At 69.0% G+C, this 19,235-nt stretch carries 15 protein-coding genes; 4 read left to right on the top strand and 11 right to left on the bottom strand.

Translation table 11 applies throughout. The annotated features are described in order from the left end of the window. The first annotated feature begins 3 nt into the window (after nt 1-3). Nucleotides 4-4,152 (top strand): amino acid adenylation domain-containing protein, encoded by a 4,149-nt coding sequence (locus AB0I19_RS08360; protein WP_357146077.1) that lies wholly within the window; start codon nt 4-6, stop codon nt 4,150-4,152. Here AB0I19_RS08360 and AB0I19_RS08355 read toward each other — a convergent pair whose 3' ends face one another. From AB0I19_RS08355 to AB0I19_RS08345, 3 genes are read right to left on the bottom strand one after another with little or no spacing between them, the layout of a single operon-like run. Then, the gene (locus AB0I19_RS08355) at nt 4,153-4,713 is read right to left on the bottom strand and encodes a hypothetical protein (RefSeq protein WP_357146075.1); all 561 of its coding nucleotides are present in this window, start codon (nt 4,711-4,713) and stop codon (nt 4,153-4,155) included. A gap of 36 nt (nt 4,714-4,749) precedes the next feature. Continuing rightward, nucleotides 4,750-4,983, bottom strand: coding sequence for a preprotein translocase subunit SecG (gene secG, locus AB0I19_RS08350; RefSeq protein ID WP_067493884.1), 234 nt, complete (start codon nt 4,981-4,983; stop codon nt 4,750-4,752). Between the two features lie 34 nt (nt 4,984-5,017). After that, nucleotides 5,018-6,613: an MFS transporter gene (locus AB0I19_RS08345; RefSeq protein WP_357146072.1), complete on the bottom strand. Its 1,596-nt coding sequence runs from the start codon at nt 6,611-6,613 to the stop codon at nt 5,018-5,020. A gap of 124 nt (nt 6,614-6,737) precedes the next feature. On the opposite strand from AB0I19_RS08345, the gene AB0I19_RS08340 reads away from it, so the two are divergent. Beyond that, the gene (locus AB0I19_RS08340; protein ID WP_357146069.1) at nt 6,738-7,523 is read left to right on the top strand and encodes an META domain-containing protein; all 786 of its coding nucleotides are present in this window, start codon (nt 6,738-6,740) and stop codon (nt 7,521-7,523) included. 57 nt (nt 7,524-7,580) lie between these two features. On the opposite strand, the gene tpiA is transcribed toward AB0I19_RS08340, so the two are convergent. From tpiA to uvrC, 7 genes are all read right to left on the bottom strand, one after another. After that, a complete protein-coding gene (gene tpiA / locus AB0I19_RS08335; RefSeq protein ID WP_067493662.1) occupies nt 7,581-8,369 on the bottom strand; it encodes a triose-phosphate isomerase in 789 nt (262 codons plus the stop codon). 3 nt (nt 8,370-8,372) lie between these two features. Beyond that, a complete protein-coding gene (locus AB0I19_RS08330) occupies nt 8,373-9,587 on the bottom strand; it encodes a phosphoglycerate kinase (protein ID WP_357146067.1) in 1,215 nt (404 codons plus the stop codon). Between the two features lie 5 nt (nt 9,588-9,592). Beyond that, the gene (gap, locus tag AB0I19_RS08325; RefSeq protein WP_357146064.1) at nt 9,593-10,609 is read right to left on the bottom strand and encodes a type I glyceraldehyde-3-phosphate dehydrogenase; all 1,017 of its coding nucleotides are present in this window, start codon (nt 10,607-10,609) and stop codon (nt 9,593-9,595) included. Between the two features lie 201 nt (nt 10,610-10,810). After that, nucleotides 10,811-11,794, bottom strand: a complete 984-nt coding sequence (whiA, locus tag AB0I19_RS08320) for a DNA-binding protein WhiA (protein WP_067493655.1) — start codon at nt 11,792-11,794, stop codon at nt 10,811-10,813. Next, the gene (yvcK, locus tag AB0I19_RS08315) at nt 11,785-12,849 is read right to left on the bottom strand and encodes a uridine diphosphate-N-acetylglucosamine-binding protein YvcK (RefSeq protein ID WP_357146061.1); all 1,065 of its coding nucleotides are present in this window, start codon (nt 12,847-12,849) and stop codon (nt 11,785-11,787) included. Before yvcK ends, whiA begins: the two co-directional genes overlap by 10 nt. Then, nucleotides 12,846-13,802 carry an RNase adapter RapZ gene (rapZ, locus tag AB0I19_RS08310; protein ID WP_357146058.1) on the bottom strand — a complete coding sequence of 319 codons (957 nt, stop codon included), beginning with the start codon at nt 13,800-13,802 and terminating at the stop codon, nt 12,846-12,848. Before rapZ ends, yvcK begins: the two co-directional genes overlap by 4 nt. A 106-nt stretch (nt 13,803-13,908) precedes the next feature. After that, nucleotides 13,909-15,912, bottom strand: a complete 2,004-nt coding sequence (gene uvrC / locus AB0I19_RS08305) for an excinuclease ABC subunit UvrC (protein ID WP_357146055.1) — start codon at nt 15,910-15,912, stop codon at nt 13,909-13,911. A 134-nt stretch (nt 15,913-16,046) separates the two neighbouring features. Between uvrC and AB0I19_RS08300 the strand changes: the two genes are divergently transcribed. Beyond that, a complete protein-coding gene (locus tag AB0I19_RS08300) occupies nt 16,047-16,457 on the top strand; it encodes a hypothetical protein (RefSeq protein WP_067636042.1) in 411 nt (136 codons plus the stop codon). A gap of 39 nt (nt 16,458-16,496) precedes the next feature. On the opposite strand, the gene AB0I19_RS08295 is transcribed toward AB0I19_RS08300, so the two are convergent. Next, nucleotides 16,497-17,186: an HAD-IA family hydrolase gene (locus tag AB0I19_RS08295; RefSeq protein WP_357146052.1), complete on the bottom strand. Its 690-nt coding sequence runs from the start codon at nt 17,184-17,186 to the stop codon at nt 16,497-16,499. 75 nt (nt 17,187-17,261) lie between these two features. On the opposite strand from AB0I19_RS08295, the gene AB0I19_RS08290 reads away from it, so the two are divergent. After that, nucleotides 17,262-19,211, top strand: a complete 1,950-nt coding sequence (locus AB0I19_RS08290; protein ID WP_357146050.1) for a gamma-glutamyltransferase family protein — start codon at nt 17,262-17,264, stop codon at nt 19,209-19,211. Nucleotides 19,212-19,235 lie beyond the last annotated feature (24 nt).

The following is a 19,235-nucleotide window of genomic DNA, read 5'->3' as shown; positions in this document are numbered from 1 at the left end:
GGCGTGTTCACGGTGCGGTCGGATGTCGGGGTCACCTGCCCACTGTCCCAAGCGCAATGGAGCTGGTGGCTCGCCCAGCAATTGCACCCCGACGTCCCCGCCACCGTGGCGATGTACCTGGATCTGGCGGGCGAGGCCGACCTCGACCTGCTCGCCCGCTGCACCCGGCAGGCCGCCGCCGAATTCGAATCCCCGCAGGTGCGGCTCATTCTCGTGGACGGCATCCCGAACCAATTCGTCGACTCCGCGGCTCCGATGGCCTTCGACATCGTCGATCTGACGGCAGCCCCAGACGCCGTCGCGGTGGCCCTCGACCATATGGAACGCGACCACAGCGCCCCTCTCGACCCGCTCGCCCCCGACCTGACCGTCGCCTCGATCTTCACCATCACCCCCACCCGCCACCTGCTGTACCTGCGCAGCCACCACATCGTCCTCGACGGTATGGGCGCCGCCGCCCTCCTCACGCGAACGGGCGACCTCTACCGCACCGCCCTTCGCGAGACGAGCGCCGTCGTCGGATCGACGAGCAGGGCGGCCAGGTCCGACCGGAGACCGTTGTCGGTCGCGCAACTGCTGGACGAGGACCGCGCCTATCGGGCATCCTCTCGCGCCGAAGCCGACCGCGCCTACTGGTGGCAGCAGTTGACCCAGGTCGGTGAGCCGGTGAGCTTGGCCAGGCGGGCGGCGGCACCCGCGCCCCGCCCGCATCAGGTGAGCACCACCCTCGATGCCGGAACCGTGCGGCAGCTCGCGGACGCCAAAGCCCGGCACGGCGCGACATTCCCGGAGCTGATCATCGCCGCATTCGGGTCGTATCTGGCGCGGATGACCGGGAGCGCGGAGGTGACCCTGACCATTCCGGTCACCGCGCGACCGACCGCTGTGCTGCGTCGTTCGGCGGGTTCGATGTCGAATGTGGTTCCGCTGCGGCTGTCCGGGTTGGACGACATCACGGCCGGCGCTGTCATCGCGCAGGTGCGGGCGGCGGTGATCGGGGCGTTGCGTCATCAACGGCACCGGCACGAGGACATCCGCGGCGACCACCCCGCCCTGCGGGAGGGGTTCGGTCCGGTGGTCAACACCCTCGCCTTCACCGAACCCTTACATCTGGGCCCGCTGTCGGGTCAGGTGCGTTTGCTCGCCCTGGGTCCGGTCACGGATCTGCATGTCAACGGCTACCAGATCGGCCCGGACGAGGTCTCCATCGACTTCCAGGCCAACCCCGCCCGCTACTCCCACGACGCCGTCCTCACCCACCACCGCACGTTCCTCACCTACTTCACCCACTTCCTCACCGCCCATCCGCACGACCCCATCACCATGCACGCCGCGGCCGCCAATTCCCTCCAGTCACGGAACCCGTTGTCCCCCGATCCAATACGACCTAAGGCACCTACGCGAACTCTGTCCGAGCTCTTGCGCTCAGCCCTCTCGACACCCGACTGCGTGCCACTCAGCCCACCAAACCCTCTGATCGGTAGCAAGCCGTCGACGCCCCAGCCCGACTGCCCGCCACTGACGACCCAGGTCACCCCACCCAGTGTCGACACACTGCTACCAGCACCGCAGGCCGTCGCTTCACCACCGACTCAGCCGACCCGGCAGGACACGGCGGGCGCCGACGCAACCTGCGAGGCGACGTATTCCTCAGTGGCACTGCAAGACCGGGACCGTACCCTCACCTACTCGGAGCTGGACGAGATCTCGTCGCGCTGGGCTCGGGCACTCCTCGCGCGCGGCGCCGGGCCCGGGACCTTCGTCGTCGTCGTGATTCCGCGTTCGCTGGAATCGGTGGTGGCGTTGTGGGCGGTGGCGAAGACGGGGGCCTGCGTCGTCCCCGTCGATCCGGACGAACCCGCGAACCGGTTGTCCACCATCATCGCGCGCTGTGGGGCGCCGCTCGGGGTGACGGTTTCGCGGCTGAGCGTCGGCTGCGATGCGATCACCTGGCTCGCCATCGACGATCCGGCCGAGGCGAACCGCTATCCGGGTACCCCGGTCGATGACCACGATCGCCCTCGCCCGCTGCTGCCGGGAGATCCGGCATACGTGATCCACACCTCGGGCACCACCGGCACGCCCAAAGGTGTCGTCGTCGCCCACCACGCACTGGGCAAACTTACCGACTACCTGTTGAAACAATATGAGCTGAACCGTGATTCGGTTCTTCTGCACTCGCACAGCGCCACCTACGATGCGCACCTGCTCGAGCTGCTCGCCGGTTTCGCGGCAGGCGCGCGGGTGGTGGTCGCCCCGCCGACGGTCGTGGCCGGTCAGGAGATGGCCGAGCTGATCCGCACCACCGGCTGCACCGTTTTCCAGACCGCGCCCGCCGTGCTCGCCACACTGTCACCCCAGCAGCTTCCGACCGTCGAGGTCGTCGCGATCGGCGGCGAGGCGTGCCCGGCGGCACTGATGGCCGAGTGGGCGCCCCGGGTGCGGTTGTTCAACGGGTACGGGCCGACCGAGACCACCATCATGGTGACCGAGACGGATGCCATGCACCCCGACGGTGCGGTGACGGTCGGCCATCCCCTGCCGGGCGTGTCCGCGTGGGTCCTCGATACGCGCCTGCGGCAGGCGCCGGTCACCGCGCGGGGTGAGCTCTACGTGGGTGGCGCGTGCGTTGCCGACGGCTATCTGAACGACCCGGCCACCACCGCGTCACGTTTCGTCGCGGACCCGTTCGGTGACGGTACCCGCCTGTACCGCACCGGCGATCTGGTCTGTGCCCGCCCCGACGGGGAGTTCGAATTCTTCGGCAGGCTCGACGCCCAGCTCGAGGTCCACGGCAGGCGTATCGAACCCGCGGAGATCGAGGCGGCGCTGCTCACCGAGCCCGAGATCGCCTACGCCGTGGTCACCGCCGCCGATGCGGGCACACCGGGCGCGCGTCTGATCGGCTACGTGGTTCCCGTACCGCGAAGGCACGTCGACACCGCCGCCGTCCTGGCCCGGTTGCGTGCCACACTGCCGCAAGCCCTCGTCCCGACCACCCTGATCGAACTCGACCGACTTCCCTTGGGCGGCAACGGGAAAGTCGTCCGCTCGGCCCTCCCCGCACCGACGATCACCGCGAACCCCGCCCGCCCACCGGCCACCGAGCTCCAACGCCTCATCGCCGACCGCATCACCGCGACGCTCGGCACCCCCGTCGGCCTCGACGACGACTTCTTCGAACTCGGCGGCAATTCCCTTCTCGGCGTGCTGGTTTCGTCCGACATCGCCGCCGCGACCGGCGTCCCCGTCACCGTGCGCTGGCTCTACACCACACCGACGGTGGCGGCGCTGGCCGAACGCATCGCCGGCTTCGACGGCCACAGCGGCGACGACGACGCACTCGGCACAGTTCTCGTCCTGCGCCACAAGGGTTCTCGCCCACCCCTGTTCTGCGTGCACTCGGCGGTTCCGCTGGCCTGGTGCTATGCCGGCCTGACCGGTTACCTCCCCGGCCGCCCCGTGTACGGCCTGCAAGCCACCGAACTCACGGGCACCCCGACAATCGACGACCTGGTCGAGCACTACCTCGCCGCCGTCCTCGAACTGCAACCCCACGGCCCGTACCACCTGCTCGGCTGGTCGCTCGGCGGCCAGATCGCCCACGCCCTCGCCGTCCGCCTGCGCGACACCGGCGCCCGGGTCGGTGTGCTGACCATGCTCGACAGCGTCGTCTACACCCCGGAGGAACCACCGACACCGCGCATGCGCGACCTGCTGACCCATCTGCTCGGTGACGAACCCGAAGACGCCGACGCCGCCCCGGATGTCACCGCCGCCGAGGCGGCCGCGATCCTCGCGAGCACGAAAACCTCGTTCGGCACCGGGCTTTCGGCCAGCCAGCTCGAACGCCTGCACCGGGGCTACATCGCGGGCGTGCGGTTGTCGCACACCTACCGCCCCGCCCGCTTCGACGGTGACCTGCTGTATTTCTCGGCGACGCGCGGCATCACGGCGATGTTCGACGGCGACATGTGGCAACCGTTCGTCACCGGCGAGGTCATCGAACATCCGGTCGAGGCCACCCACGCCCAGCTCACCAACACCTCGGTCTTCGCCCACATCGGTCCATTGCTCGCTCGTCACCTCGACCGGGTGGAAGAACCTTCCGAACCGGTGCTCGCGACTACCGCAGCCGAGGAACCGTGGTGATCACCACCCCGAAAACCGGTACCACACACCGTCATACGGCCGGTAGGTCTCGTCGTACTCCCCCGTCGGCTCGGGTGCGCCGCCGGGCAGATAGGCGTAGCCGACACTGCCGATGAAGCCGCCGGGTGTTCGGAAGAGGCATCCGCCGTCTTCCTGGTGAACCTCGGTGACGGTGAACAATCCGATGCGCTGGTCGGCGGTGGACGGCTCACATGTCTGCGCGGCTCGTTCGAAGTCGGGTTTGGACAGCGACCAACCGAATCGCTGCGCGGTGCCTGTCCCGCCCAGCACCGCGGTGAGCACCACGATCAACGGTGCGACCACGGTGAGCCAGGTCCCACGGAACGCCACCAGCCCGACGATCCCGAAGGCTAGCCACAGCACACCGACCGCACCGAGTGCCACGAAGGCGACCAGCAGGCGTTCGATCGGCCCATCGATCGTGTTCTGCCAGAGCAGGGCACAACAGCTCAGTGCGGTCGCGACCGCGATGCAGCACATGACGACGGTCCACCAGGTCGGCGTCGACCGACGTGACCGCACGACTCCCCCAGAGTTCATGTCCGTCACCGTACGTGACGGGTCCACGCAGGGGAATCAGGAGAACTTGATCTCCAGGCCGATGCCGAGGATGGCGATCAACCAGACGATGCCGACGAAGATGGTGACGCGGTCGAGGTTCTTCTCGACGACGGTGGAACCCGACAGGCTCGACTGCACGCCGCCACCGAAGAGGCTGGACAGGCCGCCGCCCTTGGCGCGGTGCAGCAGCACCAGCAGCACCAACAGCACGCTGGTGATCACAAGGAGGATATCGAGGAACAGCGACATGGCGACCATCCTAGGTGCTGGGCGGGCGCCCGGTCTAACCAGGCTCGACCGCGACCAGATGCGAGACGGTCTCGGGCCCCGCCGCGTAGTGCGCCACGGCCTGTTCGATCTCCCGATCACGCGCGGTGAGCCGCACCTGATGCTGATGCATGTGCTCGGCCCACGAGCGGACGACGAACGCCTCGACGAACCGGTCGACGGTCCCGACGTCGCGATACAGCCGCCACTCCATCGCCCCCGTGCGCTGCCGCGACCGTCCGACCAGCGCCATCGCGTCGGTGAAGGCCGCCACGTCCTCCGGCGGCACGTCGTAACCGCGCAGCACGAGTACTGGCCCGTCGGCCGGGTCTGGCTCGACGACGAGCTGCGGTTCGGGCCAGTACGCGGCCGGCGAGAGGTCGATCTCCTCGACGTTGTGCCGGATCGGCCACCACACCGTGCTCACCGCGCACGCCCCGAGCAGCACCGCCGCGATCAGCAACGCGGTGACGGCGCCGTAGGCCCCGGCGACCAGACCCCACAGCAGCGAGCCGATGGCCTGCCCGCCCATGAACACCAGCATGTACACCGACAGCCCGCGCGCCCGCACCCAGGCGGGCAGCAGCAGCTGCATGGTCGAGTTCAGTGTCGACATGGCGAGCAGCCAGGCCAGCCCGGCGCCGACGAGCAGCACGAGCACCAGCACGACACTGTGCACCAGCGCGGTCGCCACCGCGCCGATCCCGAACAGCACCGCGGCCAGCGCCAACCGCTGGGTCGGGGTGAACAGCAGCCGCAGGCGTGACAACCCGAGCGCGCCGCACACCGCACCGAGCCCGAGCGCACCGAGCAGCAAGCCGTACCCGTCGGAGGCCAGCCCGAGCCGGTCGTGCGCTATCACCGGGAGCAACGACCACACCGCGCTGGCGGGCGCGATGAACAGAATGGAGCGGAACAACACCCGCCGAATGGCGGGCGCGGCCCGGATGAACCGGGTGCCCGCCTGCAACGCGGCCAGCGGGCGTTCGCTCGGCAGCGAGCGAACCCGGACCGGCCATTTCGACACCAGCAACACCGCCACGATGCCGACGAACGAGAGCGTGTTGAACCCGAACACCACCGTCGGCCCGGCCACCGAAACCAGCACACCCGCCACCGCGGGGCCGACCGCGCGACCGATGTTCACGCTCATACTGCCCAGCGCCGCCACCGAGGTGATCTGGTCGCGCGGCACGAGTTCGGGCTGGATCGCCTGCCACGCGGGTGCGGTGAGCGCCTGCCCGCAGCCGAGCAGGAACAACAGCGTGAGCAGCACCGCGGGCGTGGTGTGGCCGGTCGCGGTGAAGACGGTCAGTGTCAGCGAGGCCACCGCCATGCCTGCCTGCGCACCGATCAGCAACCGGCGCCGATCGAGCAGATCGGCCAGCACCCCGGACGGAATGGACAGCAACATCACCGGCAGCGTGATCGCGGTCTGCACGAACGAGACAAGCACCGCGGCATTGGGTTGGTCGACGAGAATCCACTGTGCGCCGACGGTCTGCATCCAGGTGCCCAGATTCGACACGAGCTGCGCGATCCACAACGCCCGGAACACCGGCGACCGCAGCGGAGCCCAGGTCGACACCCGCTCACCCGCCACACCCGTCACATTCCCGAGCATATCCCCGGTCCCCCAGCCGGACGCACGCTCACCACGCTGTGGTGGCGGCATCGGCCCCACCAGCGCGTGGTGATCTTGATCGGCTGTCGCCGGGCGGACGTACGATGGGCCGATGCCGGGATTCCCGCTCCGCCTCGCCGCTCTCTGTGCGCTCGCCGTCGCGGCAGGCGCCTGTTCGTCCGGTGACTCCGGTGACGCGCCACCGAAGCCGACGCCGATGGGACACACCTACCTGTCGACGCGGGTGGAGGGCGGGGCGATCCCCGGCGGCGGTCCGATGACGCTCACCTTCGACAACGGGCGGATCACCGCGAACTCCGGGTGCAATACCAGCAGCGGCACCGTCGACCTGAGCGACAACGTGCTGCGCACCTCCCGGCTCGCCGGCACCCTGATGGGCTGTCCCGGCGAACGCGGCCAGGCCGACGCCTGGCAGAACTCGTTCCTCGAGGCGAGCCCCACCTGGCGACTCGACGGCGACGATCTGACCCTCACCGGCAAGGACGTCACCGTCCACCTCACCGACAAGAAGATCGTCACCCCGGACAAACCGCTGACCGGGACCACCTGGATCGCGACCACCCTGCTCACCCCGGATGCCAAGATCCGTTCGGCCGCGCTCGACGAGGCCCGACCCACCCTCGTGATCACCGCCGACGGCCAGGTCAGCGGCACCGCCGGATGCAATCGCCTGACCGGCACCGCGCAGCTCAGCCCCGGCGACGAGGTGAGCTTCGAGGTCGCCACCACGAAGATGATGTGCCCGCCGGAGGTGATGGAGGTCGAACGGCACGTCCTCGGCGTCCTCGACGGTCACACCGAGGCCACCATCGATGCCGACATTCTCACCCTGCGCAACGCCAACGGCACGGGCCTGGAACTGCGCGCCCAGCAGTAGACGAAAGGGCCGGAACCCGTTTGCACGGATTCCGGCCCTTCGGCACAGCAGAACAGGTCAGGGCAGCGGACCACCGGCGGCGATCGCGGACAGGGTGGCGAACTCGTCACCCTTGAGCGAGGCACCGCCGACGAGCGCGCCGTCGATATCCGGCTGACCGATCAGTTCGCCGATGTTCTTGGCGTTCACCGACCCGCCGTAGAGCACACGGACACCGGCGGCGACCTCCGGGGAGGCCAGCTTCTCCAGCTCGCCGCGGATCGCACCGCACACTTCCTGCGCGTCGGCCGCCGAGGCCACCTTGCCGGTGCCGATGGCCCACACCGGTTCGTAGGCGATGACGACCTTCGAGATCTCCTCGGCCGTCAGGCCTTTCAGCGAACCACGCAGCTGTTCGAGGTTGAACTCGACGTGCGTGCCCGCCTCGCGAACACCGAGCCCCTCGCCGATGCAGACGATCGGGGTGAGGTCGTTCTTCAGCGCCTGCTTGGCCTTGGCCAGCACAGTGGCGTCGTCCTCGGTGTGGTACTGGCGCCGCTCCGAATGCCCGACCACCACGAAGGTGCAGCCCAGCTTGGCCAGCATGGACCCGCTGATCTCACCGGTGTAGGCACCCGAATCGTGCACCGACACGTCCTGAGCACCATAGGTGAGCAGCAGCTTGTCGCCGTCGACGATCGACTGCACGCTGCGGATGTCGGTGAACGGCGGGATGACCGCCACGTCGACCTTCGCGAAGTACTTCTCCGGCAGCGCGAACGCCACCTTCTGCACCAGTGCGATGGCCTCGAGGTGGTTGAGGTTCATCTTCCAGTTGCCCGCGATGAGCGGCTTACGTGCTGCCATCGCTCAGCCCTCCAGCACCGAAATACCGGGCAGCTCTTTGCCTTCCAGGTACTCCAGGGACGCGCCACCACCGGTGGAGATGTGCGAGAAGCCGTCGTCGGGCAGGCCGAGGGTGCGCACGGCCGCGGCCGAGTCACCGCCGCCGACGACCGTGAACGCACCCTTGCCGGTGGCGGTCACGATGGCTTCGGCGACACCACGGGTGCCCGCGGCGAACTTCTCGAACTCGAACACGCCCATCGGGCCGTTCCAGAACACCGTCTCGGCCTCGGTGAGCAACGCGGCGAACCGCGACACCGACTCCGGGCCGATGTCCAGGCCCATCCACCCGTCGGGGATCTCGGTCGACGCGACGGTCTTGCTGTCGGCGTCGGCGGCGAACTTGTCGGCCGCCACGATGTCGACCGGCAGGTGCAGCACGTCGCCGAAGCGCTCGAGCAGGCTCTTGCAGGTGTCGATCATCTCTTCCTGCAGCAGCGAACTGCCGACCGAAATGCCCTGTGCGGCAAGGAAGGTGAAGCACATGCCGCCGCCGATCACCAGGGTGTCGACCTTGGGGGCCAGCGCCTCGATCACCGCGAGCTTGTCGGAGACCTTGGAACCACCGAGCACCACCGCGTACGGGCGGGCCGGGTCCTGGGTGAGCTTCTGCAGCACCTCGACCTCGGCGGCGACCAGCGTGCCCGCGTAGTGCGGGAGCACCTGGGCCACGTCGTAGACCGAGGCCTGCTTGCGGTGCACCACACCGAAACCGTCGGACACGAACGCGCCGTCGTCGCCGACCAGCTCCACGTACGCCGCCGCCAGCTTGGCCCGCTCGGCGTCGTCCTTGCTGGTCTCGCGCGCGTCGAAACGCACGTTCTCGAGCAGCAGCACGTCGCCGTCGGTGAGGCCCTCCGAGCGCGAGAGCGCGTCGTAGCCGACCACGTCACCGGCCAGCTGGACATTGCGGCCCAGCAGCTCGGCCAGCTTCGCGGCCACGGGGGCCAGCGAGAACTTCGGGTCCGGCTCGCCCTTCGGGCGGCCGAGGTGCGCCATCACGACGACCTTGGCGCCCGCTTCGACCAGCGCCTGGATCGTCGGCACCGAGGCGATGATGCGGCCCGGGTCGGTGATCCGGCCGTTGTCGTCGAGGGGGACGTTCAGGTCGGAGCGCACGAGCACGCCCCGACCCTCGACACCCTCGGCCAGGAGATCCTGGAGTGTCTTGACCGTCATCGCGTTCAGAGCGACTTGCCGACGAGACCGATGAGGTCGGCGAGGCGGTTGGAGTAGCCCCACTCGTTGTCGTACCAGGACACGACCTTGACCTCGTTGCCGATGACCTTGGTCAGCGGGGCGTCGTAGATCGAGGAGTGCGGGTCGGTGACGATGTCGCTCGACACGATCGGGTCCACGTTGTACTTGAGGATGCCCTTCAGCGGGCCCTCGGCGGCGGCCTTCATCGCGGCGTTGATCTCGTCGATGGTGGCGGACTTGGCCAGCGTGGCGGTCAGGTCGGTGACCGAGCCGGTCGGGACCGGAACGCGCAGCGCGTAGCCGTCGAGCTTGCCCTGCAGCTCGGGCAGCACCAGGCCGATGGCCTTGGCCGCACCGGTGCCGGTGGGCACGATGTTCAGGGCCGCGGCGCGGGCGCGACGCAGGTCCTTGTGCGGCGCGTCCTGCAGGTTCTGGTCCTGGGTGTACGCGTGGATGGTGGTCATCAGGCCCTGGACGATGCCGAACTCGTCGTTGAGCACCTTGGCGATGGGGCCGAGGCAGTTCGTGGTGCACGAGGCGTTGGAGATGATGTTCTGGCTGCCGTCGTACTTGTCGTCGTTGACGCCCATCACGATGGTGATGTCCTCGCCGGAGGCCGGCGCGGAGATGATGACCTTCTTCGCACCCGCGGACAGGTGACCCTTGGCCTTGGCGGCGTCGGTGAAGATACCGGTCGACTCGACGACGATGTCGACGCCCAGGTCGCCCCACGGCAGCGCCGACGGGCCTTCCTTGATGGCGAGCGCCTTGATGCGCTGCTCGCCGACGACGATGGTGTCACCGTCGACGGACACGTCCTGCGGCAGGCGACCCAGGATCGAGTCGTACTTCAGGAGCGTCGCAAGAGTGTTGATGTCGGTGAGGTCGTTGACCGCGACGATCTCGATATCGGTCTTGCCGACAGCCTTCAGCGCCTCCACCGCACGGAAGAAGTTACGTCCGATACGACCGAAGCCGTTGATACCTACCCGGACAGTCACGTTATCGCTCCTCAGCTTTCAAGCGGATTCATTCCGACGATGACCACAGTAGTAGCCGACCCAACCCCACCGACAGCCACCTGCGGTTTGTGAGTCGCGCGCCCCTGAGCACCCGGAATGCACAGACTAAAGGGCATAGCGATCGCACATGACCGCTATGCCCTAAACGTCGGATACGCCACAACCGGGTGGCGCGAATCCTCAGGCGTCGTCGAGAAGTTCGGCCGTCACCGCCGACTCGGTATCGGGGATACCGAGGTCCTTGGCGCGCCGGTCGGCCATCGACAGCAGGCGCCGGATACGGCCCGCGACAGCGTCTTTCGTCATCGGCGGCTCGGCGAGCTGACCCAGTTCCTCGAGCGAGGCCTGCCGGTGCTGCACGCGCAGCTTGCCCGCGGCGGCCAAGTGGTCGGGCACGTCGTCGGCGAGGATCTCGAGCGCGCGCTCCACCCTGGCCGCCGCCGCGACGGCCGCGCGGGCCGAACGGCGCAGGTTGGCGTCGTCGAAGTTGGCCAGCCGGTTGGCCGTCGCGCGCACCTCGCGGCGCATGCGGCGCTCCTCCCAGGTGAGCCTGGTGTCTTGGGCGCCCATGCGGGTGAGCAGCGCGCCGATCGCCTCGCCGTCGCGCACCACCACCCGGTCGGTGCCGCGCACCTCACGGGCCTTGGCGGTGATCCCGAGCCGACGGGCCGCGCCGACCAGCGCCAGCGCCGCCTCCGGGCCGGGGCAGCTCACCTCGAGCGCGGAGGAGCGCCCCGGCTCGGTGAGCGAACCGTGCGCGAGAAAAGCACCACGCCAGGCGGCTTCGGCGTCACCGATGCTGCCGCCGACCACCTGGGCGGGCAATCCGCGCACCGGCCTGCCGCGCACGTCGAGCAGCCCGGTCTGGCGGGCCAGCGCCTCACCCTCCTTGGACACCCGGACCACGTAGCGGGAGGTCTTGCGTAAGCCACCCGCGCCGAGCACGTGCACATCGGAGCCGTAGCCGTACAACTCGAAGATCTCGCGGCGCAGCCTGCGGGCGATGGACCCCATGTCCACCTCGGCTTCCACGATCACCCGACCCCCGACGATGTGCAGACCGCCCGCGAACCGCAGCAATGCCGACAATTCCGCCTTGCGTGAGCTGACCTGCGACACCACGAGCCTGCTCAGCTCGTCCTTCACCTCGGCTGTCATCGCCACGAGACGCGCTCCTTTCCCACCGACCCCGAACGCTCATCTGCAACACTGTGCACATCCGTGGCACTGTGCTGTCTCTCGACTCGAAGCCCAGCCAGTTGCGACCGCGGCGACCGAATCAGCTGATCCAGTGCGGCGGCTAGTTTTCCGGGATGATGCCGATCCGTTCCCGGCTCGGCCACATCGCAGAACGTTACCCGTGCGCGCAACTGTTCGGCGGCTCTTGACACATGTTCCCGCTGCCGCCCCTCGGGCACCGACGCCGAGTCGACGAGCACATCGTCGACCGCGAAACCCGGTGCGTGCTGGGACAATACATGGAGATGGCGCTCGGCGGAAAAGCCGGCCGTCTCCCCCGGCTCCGCAGCCAGATTCAGCACCAGTACCTTACGCGCCCTGGTGCGGACCAGCGCGTCGCGCAGACCGGGGACGAGCACGTGCGGGATCACACTGGTGAACCACGAACCCGGCCCGAGCACAACGACATCCGCGTGTTCGATCGCCGAGACGGCCGCCGGGCCGGCAGGCGGATCCGAGGGAATCAGCCGCACCCGGCGGACCTTACCCGGTGTGGTCGCCACCGCGACCTGACCGCGTACACATCGGCCCACTCGCGGATCCGCTTCCAGCCCCGATACTTCCGCCTCGATGTCGAGCGGGATCGGCGACATCGGCAGCACCCGGCCCGTGATGCGCAGCAGCCTGCCCACCTCGTCGAGCGCCGCGACCGGGTCGCCGAGGATGTCGGTGAGCCCGGCGAGCAGCAGGTTGCCGAGCGAGTGCCCGGCGAGCGCGCCGGAACCGCCGAAGCGGTGCTGCACGGTGGTTGCCCAGATTCCGTCGGCGTCCTCGGCCAGCGCGGCGAGCGCCATCCGCAGGTCACCGGGCGGGAGCATGCCGAGTTCGGCACGCAGGCGTCCGGACGACCCGCCGTCGTCGGCGACCGTCACCACCGCGGTGATCCGTCTGGTCAGCCTGCGCACCGCGGTGAGTGTCGCGTACAGGCCGTGACCACCGCCCAGCGCGACGACGGCTGGGTCGGCTTCCCATCCACTCATTCGCGCCCCAGGTCCCGATGCACCACGCGCACGACGTCGACCGCCGCGGGGCCGGTGTCGGCACCGATGCGTTCGCCGAGCGCCTCGGCGATCGCGACGCTGCGGTGTTTCCCGCCGGTGCACCCCACTGCCACCGTCATGTATCGCTTCCCCTCTTGCCGGTATCCGGTCGTGGTCAGGTCGACCAGGTGGTGGCAGGTGCGCAGGTAGTCCTGCGCACCCGGCTGCGACAACACATAGTCGCTGACCACCGACTCCTGGCCCGTGTGTTCCCGCAATTCGGGAATCCAATGCGGATTCGGCAGGAAACGCACATCCAACACCGTGTCGGCGTCGAGTGGAACACCGTACTTGAAACCGAAGGACTGCACAGTGAGCTGCAGCGCGGCGGGCACGCCCGCGCCGTACACCTCTTCCAGCTTGCGGTGCAGCTGGTGGATCGACAGCTCGGTGGTGTCGATGACGACATCGGCGGCGGCCTTCACGGCCGACAGCCGCACCCGTTCGGCGGTGATGCCCGCCGAGAGGGTGCCGTCGGGGCTGTCGCTCTGCAGCGGATGCCTGCGCCTGGCGAACCCGAAACGCCGGATGAGCACGTCGTCGGAGGCCTCGAGGAACAGCACCCGCGTGCGGATGCCCGCCGCGCGCAACTGTTCGGTCACACCGGAGAGGTCACCGGTGAAGAACCGGCTCCGCACGTCCATGACCAGCGCGAGCCGCCGGATCGGCGGGTCGGCGGCGGCACCGAGTTCGACCATGCGGCCGATCAGTTCCGGTGGCAGATTGTCGGTGACGTACCAGCCCAGATCCTCCAGGACGCGCGCGGCAGTGCCGCGGCCCGCGCCGGACAAGCCGGTAACGATGACCACTTCTACTGGCTGCTGTGTGTCGGTGACTGTCCCGGCGTTGTCCGGTTCCGCCCCCGCCTTGTTGTTCGATTCGACGCTTGTCATGTCCTACCGGATCCGTTTCTGGGTGCCTTTCGATCATCCCGCACCGGTTCGGGTATCGGGCGCAGACACAACGTACGGCACTCGCAATGTTGCGTCTCGCTGATCGCTACGTGCTGTTGAGTGCCTCGAGTACCGCTTTGGCCGTGGAAACGCCGATACCGGGCACTGCGGTGATCTCGTCGACCGTCGCGTCCTTGATCCGCGCGACCGAACCGAAATGAGTGACCAGCGCGGCGCGTCGCGTCTCGCCGAGCCCGCGCACCGAGTCGAGCGCCGACGCCGTCATCCGGCGGGAGCGCTTGCTGCGGTGGAAGTTGATGGCGAAGCGGTGCGCCTCGTCGCGCACACGCTGCAGCAGGAAGAGCGCCTCGCTCGTCCTCGGCATGATGACCGGATCCGGTTCGCCGGGGACCCAGACCTCTTCCAGGCGTTTGGCCAGGCCGATCACCGCCACATCGGTGATGCCGAGTTCGTCGAGCACCTCCGCGGCGGCGGCGACCTGCGGTGCGCCGCCGTCGACGACGTAGAGGTTGGGCGGGTAGGCGAAGCGGCGCGGTTTGCCGGTCGTGGGATCGATGCCGGGGCGTGAGCCGGGCTCGTCGGTGTCGTCGGCGGCGAGTTCCGCCGGCAGGTCGACGGGCTGCTGGCGTTCCCGCGCCAGCCGGGCGAAGCGGCGACGGGTGACCTCGGCGATGCTGGCGACGTCGTCGGAGCGGCCGCCGCCCGCGGCCTCCTTGATCGCGAAGTGGCGGTACTCGGATTTGCGGGCCAGGCCGTCCTCGAACACCACCAGCGAGGCGACCACGTCGGTGCCCTGCACATGGCTGATATCGACGCATTCGATGCGCAGCGGGGCACTGTCGAGTTCGAGTGCGTCCTGAATGTCTTGCAGCGCTTGCGATCTCGACGTGAGGTCGCCCGCGCGCTTGAGCTTGTGCTGGGCCAGCGCCTCACCCGCGTTGCGCTGCACGGTTTCGGCGAGCGCCTTCTTGTCACCGCGCTGCGGGATGCGCAGCGACACCGCCGAACCGCGCAGTTTGCTCAACCACGCCTGGATCTCGGGTGCGTCGGCGGGCAGCACGGGCACGAGCACCTCGCGCGGGACGACGTTCGCCGCTTCGGGTTCCACAGTCTGGTCGGCCATGGCGGCCTGTTCGCCGTAGAACTGGGTGAGGAACTGTTCGACGAGGGCGGCCAGTTCGGTGCCGGATTCGGCGATGTCGAGCGCGTCGCCGGATTTGTCGACCACCCAGCCGCGCTGACCACGCACGCGCCCGTCGCGCACGTGGAAGATTTGCACAGCGGCCTCGAGTTCGTCGGTGGCGAAGGCGATCACATCGGCGTCGGTACCGGTGCCGAGCACCACCGCCTGCTTCTCGAGTGCTCGACGCAGGGCCTGCACGTCGTCGCGCAGGCGGGCGGCGGTCTCGAAGTCGAGGTCGTCGGCGGCCTCGTGCATGCGGCGTTCGATGGCACGGACCATCTTGTCGGTCTTGCCGGACAGGAAGTCGCAGAAGTCGTCGACGATGTGGCGGTGCTCGTCGGCGCTGACCCGGCCGACGCACGGCGCCGAGCACTTGTCGATGTAGCCGAGCAGGCAGGGGCGCCCGATCTGGTTGTGCCGCTTGAAGACTCCGTTGGAACAGGTGCGCGCGGGAAACACCCGCAGCAGCAGGTCGAGAGTTTCGCGGATGGCCCAGGCGTGGGCGTACGGGCCGAAGTAGCGCACACCCTTCTTGCGGGCGCCCCGGTAGACGAAAAGCCGCGGATATTCCTCGTTGAGGGTCACCGCGAGCACCGGGTAGGACTTGTCGTCGCGGTAGCGCACATTGAAGCGCGGATCGAATTCCTTGATCCAGTTGTATTCGAGCTGTAGCGCCTCGACCTCGGTGGACACCACCGTCCACTCCACGCTCGCGGCCGTAGTCACCATCTGCCTGGTGCGCGGATGCAGTGACGCCACGTCGGCGAAGTAGGAGTTCAACCGGCTGCGCAGGCTCTTGGCCTTACCGACATAGATCACCCGCCCGTAGGCGTCCCGGAATTTGTACACACCGGGTTCGACGGGAATCGTGCCCGGCGCCGGCCGGTATGTCGCGGGATCTGCCACGTATCCAGGGTAGCGAGGCGTACCGACAATCCCGCCGCCCGTGCTGGGTGGGACGCACGGGCGAACCGTCGGGTCCGGCGCCGGAGGCCGGTGTGTAGCGTTGATGTTCGGCTTGCCGCCGGAAAGGACCCCCGATGACCGACGCCCCCGCCCTGCACCCCTACGACGACCTGGACGACGAGGCGACCCCGTCGTGGCTGATGCCCGCCACGGTGCGCGGCGCGCGCTTGATCGCCCTGGTCTCCGCGGCGGTCGGCGTGGTGCTGATCGTGATCGGCGCCGCACTGGGCAAGCAGAGCCCACTCGGCGTGGTGGTCGGCTACCTCCCGACCTTCGCCCTGGTTCCACTGGTCGTGCTCTTCGGCCGGGCGGGCGACCGCGTGCGCGTCGCCGCGGTGACCCTGGCGGCCGTCGGCGCACTCACCTCCTGCACCGGCATCCTCACCGGCCTTCCGCCGGGCGCGGTGGGCATCGTCGCCTCGGGCGCGGTCGCCGTCCTGCTGATGCGCCCGTCGGCCAAGACCTGGTTCACCCGCCAGCGCTGAAGGCAGGCCGCTGATCGGCAGCGCGACCGTACCGGACCTCTACTGGGTGGCGATCCCGTGGAGTGCCAGGGCGTCGATGAGCGCGCGTGGACGATCTGCGATCGGGAGCGGGTCGACGAGGGCGAACCGGGCGCCGAGGGCGGTGGCCCCGCCGTCTGCCTCGGCGCTGTCACCGACCATCAGGACACGGTTCGGGTCGACGCCGAGGCGGTCGATCGCGTCCTGGAATATCCGTGCGTCGGGTTTGATGGCGCCGACCTCGTAGGACAGGGTCATCGCGCCGACCAGTGTGTCCCAGCCCCGGGTGGCGAACGCGGGCCGGATGTCGAAGGCGATATTGCTCACCACACCCACGGGGATGCCCTGGGCGGCAAGGGCTTTCAGCACGGTTCCGGTGTCGGGGTACGGCGTCCAGGCCAGCGGGTCGATGAGCCGTCCGTACAGGTCGGCTGCCTGCGCCTCGGGTACGCCCGAACCGCGTAGCACCTCGAGATAGGCCTGGCGGTGCAGGGCGGGATCGAGGTCGCGGTTGTCCCAGGCGTGCTGGCCGGGCGGGTCGAAGGTCATGAACTGTTCGACCGGTGCCGTCATGCGCCGCAGGACCTCGGCCTTGGCCGCCACGTCGAACGGGGTGCCGTCGTCGCCGACGAGGACGTCGGCCCAGCTCGGGTCGTCCTCCAACCGGAACACCGTGCCGGAGAAATCGAACAGCACCGCATCGATCGCCATGTCAGCCAGGGTAACGCTGCCGCGCCCGGCCGGAAATCCCTGTGCGCGACGACGGTTCGGGGTTACGCTGCCACGATGACGCCAAGGCGACGGACGTGGATCGGGGCCACGACGGCCGCAGTGCTCACGGTGGGGCTGCTGGCCGGTTGTTCGACAGACGACACCGAGGCGGCGGAGTGCACCAGCCCGCCCAACGGCACCCCGATCACGGCGGCGCCCGCGACCGCGACGGGCCCGACCACCCAGAATCTGAGCACCAACCCCGAGATCGCCTCGGGCTACCGCGGCGACATGTCACCGGTCCGCACCAGCACCTACGCGGTGTCGACGGCGAACCCCATCGCCACCGAGGCCGCCTGCCGGGTGCTGCGCGCGGGCGGCACCGCCACGGATGCCCTGGTCACCGCACAGGCGGTGCTCGGCCTGGTGGAACCGCAGGCCTCCGGCATCGGCGGCGGCGCGTTCCTCGTGCACTACGACGCGAAGTCCCGCACGGTCGAGGCCTACGACGGCCGCGAGACCGCACCCGCCGCCGCCACCGAGAACTACCTGCGCTGGGTGAGCGACACCGACCGCACCGAACCGGCGCCGAACACCCGCGCCAGCGGCCGCTCGATCGGGGTGCCCGGTGTGGTGCGGATGCTGGAGCTCGCGCACCGCGAGCACGGCATGACCGCTTGGAAGGAACTGTTCGATCCCGCGATCGAACTGGCCGACAGCGGTTTCGAGATCAGCCCGCGGCTGGCGGGCCAGATCGCCGAATCAGCCAAGGACCTCGCGACCGACGAGGGCGCGCGCGCCTACTTCCTGGAACCGGACGGCTCGCCGAAACGCAGCGGCACCGTGCTCACCAACCCGGCCTATTCGAAAACCCTGTCGGCCCTGGCCACCGACGGCGCCGAAGCCCTCTACAGCGGCCCCATCGCCCAGGACATCGTCGAGGCGGCCGGCAGCACGGCGGGTGGGCGCACACCGAGCCTGCTCACCACCACCGACCTCGCGAACTACGAACCGAAGAAGCGCACCGCGCTGTGCACCGGGTACCGCAAGTACGAGTTGTGCGGCATGCCCGCGCCGTCCTCGGGCGGCAGCACCGTGGCGGCAACGATGGGCATCCTCGCCAATTTCGATCTGGCCACCCTCGGCCCACAGGACGTGAACCGCAACGGCGGCAAGCCCGATGCCCGCGCCGTGCACCTGATCTCCGAGGCCGAGCGCCTGGCCTACGCCGACCGCAACAAGTACGTCGCCGACCCGGATTTCATTCCGCTGCCGGGTAATTCGGCGCTGTCGCTGGTCCACCCGCAGTACCTGAAGGAACGCTCCACGCTCATCGATCCGGACCGCAGCATGGGTACTGCCCAGCCGGGCAATCTCGGCCCGGTGCCGCTGGGCAACGGCCCGCAGCCGCCCGAGCACGGCACCAGCCACATCTCGGTGGTCGACAAGTACGGCAACGCGGCCGCGATGACGACCACGGTCGAATCAGCCTTCGGTTCGTTCCATTTCGTCGACGGGTTCCTGCTGAACAACCAGCTCACCGACTTCGCCGCCGACCCGCTCGACCCCGACGGCATCCCCGTCGCCAACCGCCTGCAGCCGGGTAAGCGGCCGCGCAGCTCGATGAGCCCGACCCTGGTGTTCGATCGCGACGACAAGGGCAACCGTGGCGAGCTCGCCCTGGTCACCGGCTCTCCCGGCGGCTCGGTGATCATCCAGTTCGTGGTGAAAACCCTTGTCGGAGCGCTCGATTGGGGTCTGGATCCGCAGCAGGCGGTGTCCGGGGTGTCCTTCGGGGCGGGCAATTCGCCGAGCACGGGTATCGGCGGTGAGCATCCGGCGATCGACGCCACCGCCAACGGTGACAACGACCCCCTCGTGCGCAAGCTGCGCGAGATGGGTCATCAGGTGACGGTGGCACCGCAGTCCAGCGGCCTCAGCGCATTGCAGCGCGACGGGAAGGACGGCTGGATCGGTGGGGCCGACCCCCGCCGCGAAGGTGCGGTACTCGGCGACACCCGCTGACCGCAGCGACCACGCTGGGGTGGC

Origin of the sequence: Nocardia sp. NPDC050413 (assembly GCF_040655475.1) — a bacterium.
GTDB classification, from domain to species: Bacteria; Actinomycetota; Actinomycetes; order Mycobacteriales; family Mycobacteriaceae; genus Nocardia; species Nocardia coubleae.
Note: the sequence above shows the minus strand (reverse complement) of the source record. Positions and strands in the feature narration are given on the sequence as shown.

Excerpts from the sequence above, each read along its gene's own strand:
- AB0I19_RS08355 (WP_357146075.1), bottom strand. The coding sequence starts at position 4,713 with ATGAACTCTGGGGGAGTCGTGCGGTCACGTCGGTCGACGCCGACCTGG.
- secG (WP_067493884.1), bottom strand. The coding sequence starts at position 4,983 with ATGTCGCTGTTCCTCGATATCCTCCTTGTGATCACCAGCGTGCTGTTG.
- AB0I19_RS08340 (WP_357146069.1), top strand. The coding sequence starts at position 6,738 with ATGCCGGGATTCCCGCTCCGCCTCGCCGCTCTCTGTGCGCTCGCCGTC.
- tpiA (WP_067493662.1), bottom strand. The coding sequence starts at position 8,369 with ATGGCAGCACGTAAGCCGCTCATCGCGGGCAACTGGAAGATGAACCTC.
- AB0I19_RS08330 (WP_357146067.1), bottom strand. The coding sequence starts at position 9,587 with ATGACGGTCAAGACACTCCAGGATCTCCTGGCCGAGGGTGTCGAGGGT.
- yvcK (WP_357146061.1), bottom strand. The coding sequence starts at position 12,849 with ATGAGTGGATGGGAAGCCGACCCAGCCGTCGTCGCGCTGGGCGGTGGT.
- rapZ (WP_357146058.1), bottom strand. The coding sequence starts at position 13,802 with ATGACAAGCGTCGAATCGAACAACAAGGCGGGGGCGGAACCGGACAAC.
- AB0I19_RS08300 (WP_067636042.1), top strand. The coding sequence starts at position 16,047 with ATGACCGACGCCCCCGCCCTGCACCCCTACGACGACCTGGACGACGAG.
- AB0I19_RS08295 (WP_357146052.1), bottom strand. The coding sequence starts at position 17,186 with ATGGCGATCGATGCGGTGCTGTTCGATTTCTCCGGCACGGTGTTCCGG.
- AB0I19_RS08290 (WP_357146050.1), top strand. The coding sequence starts at position 17,262 with ATGACGCCAAGGCGACGGACGTGGATCGGGGCCACGACGGCCGCAGTG.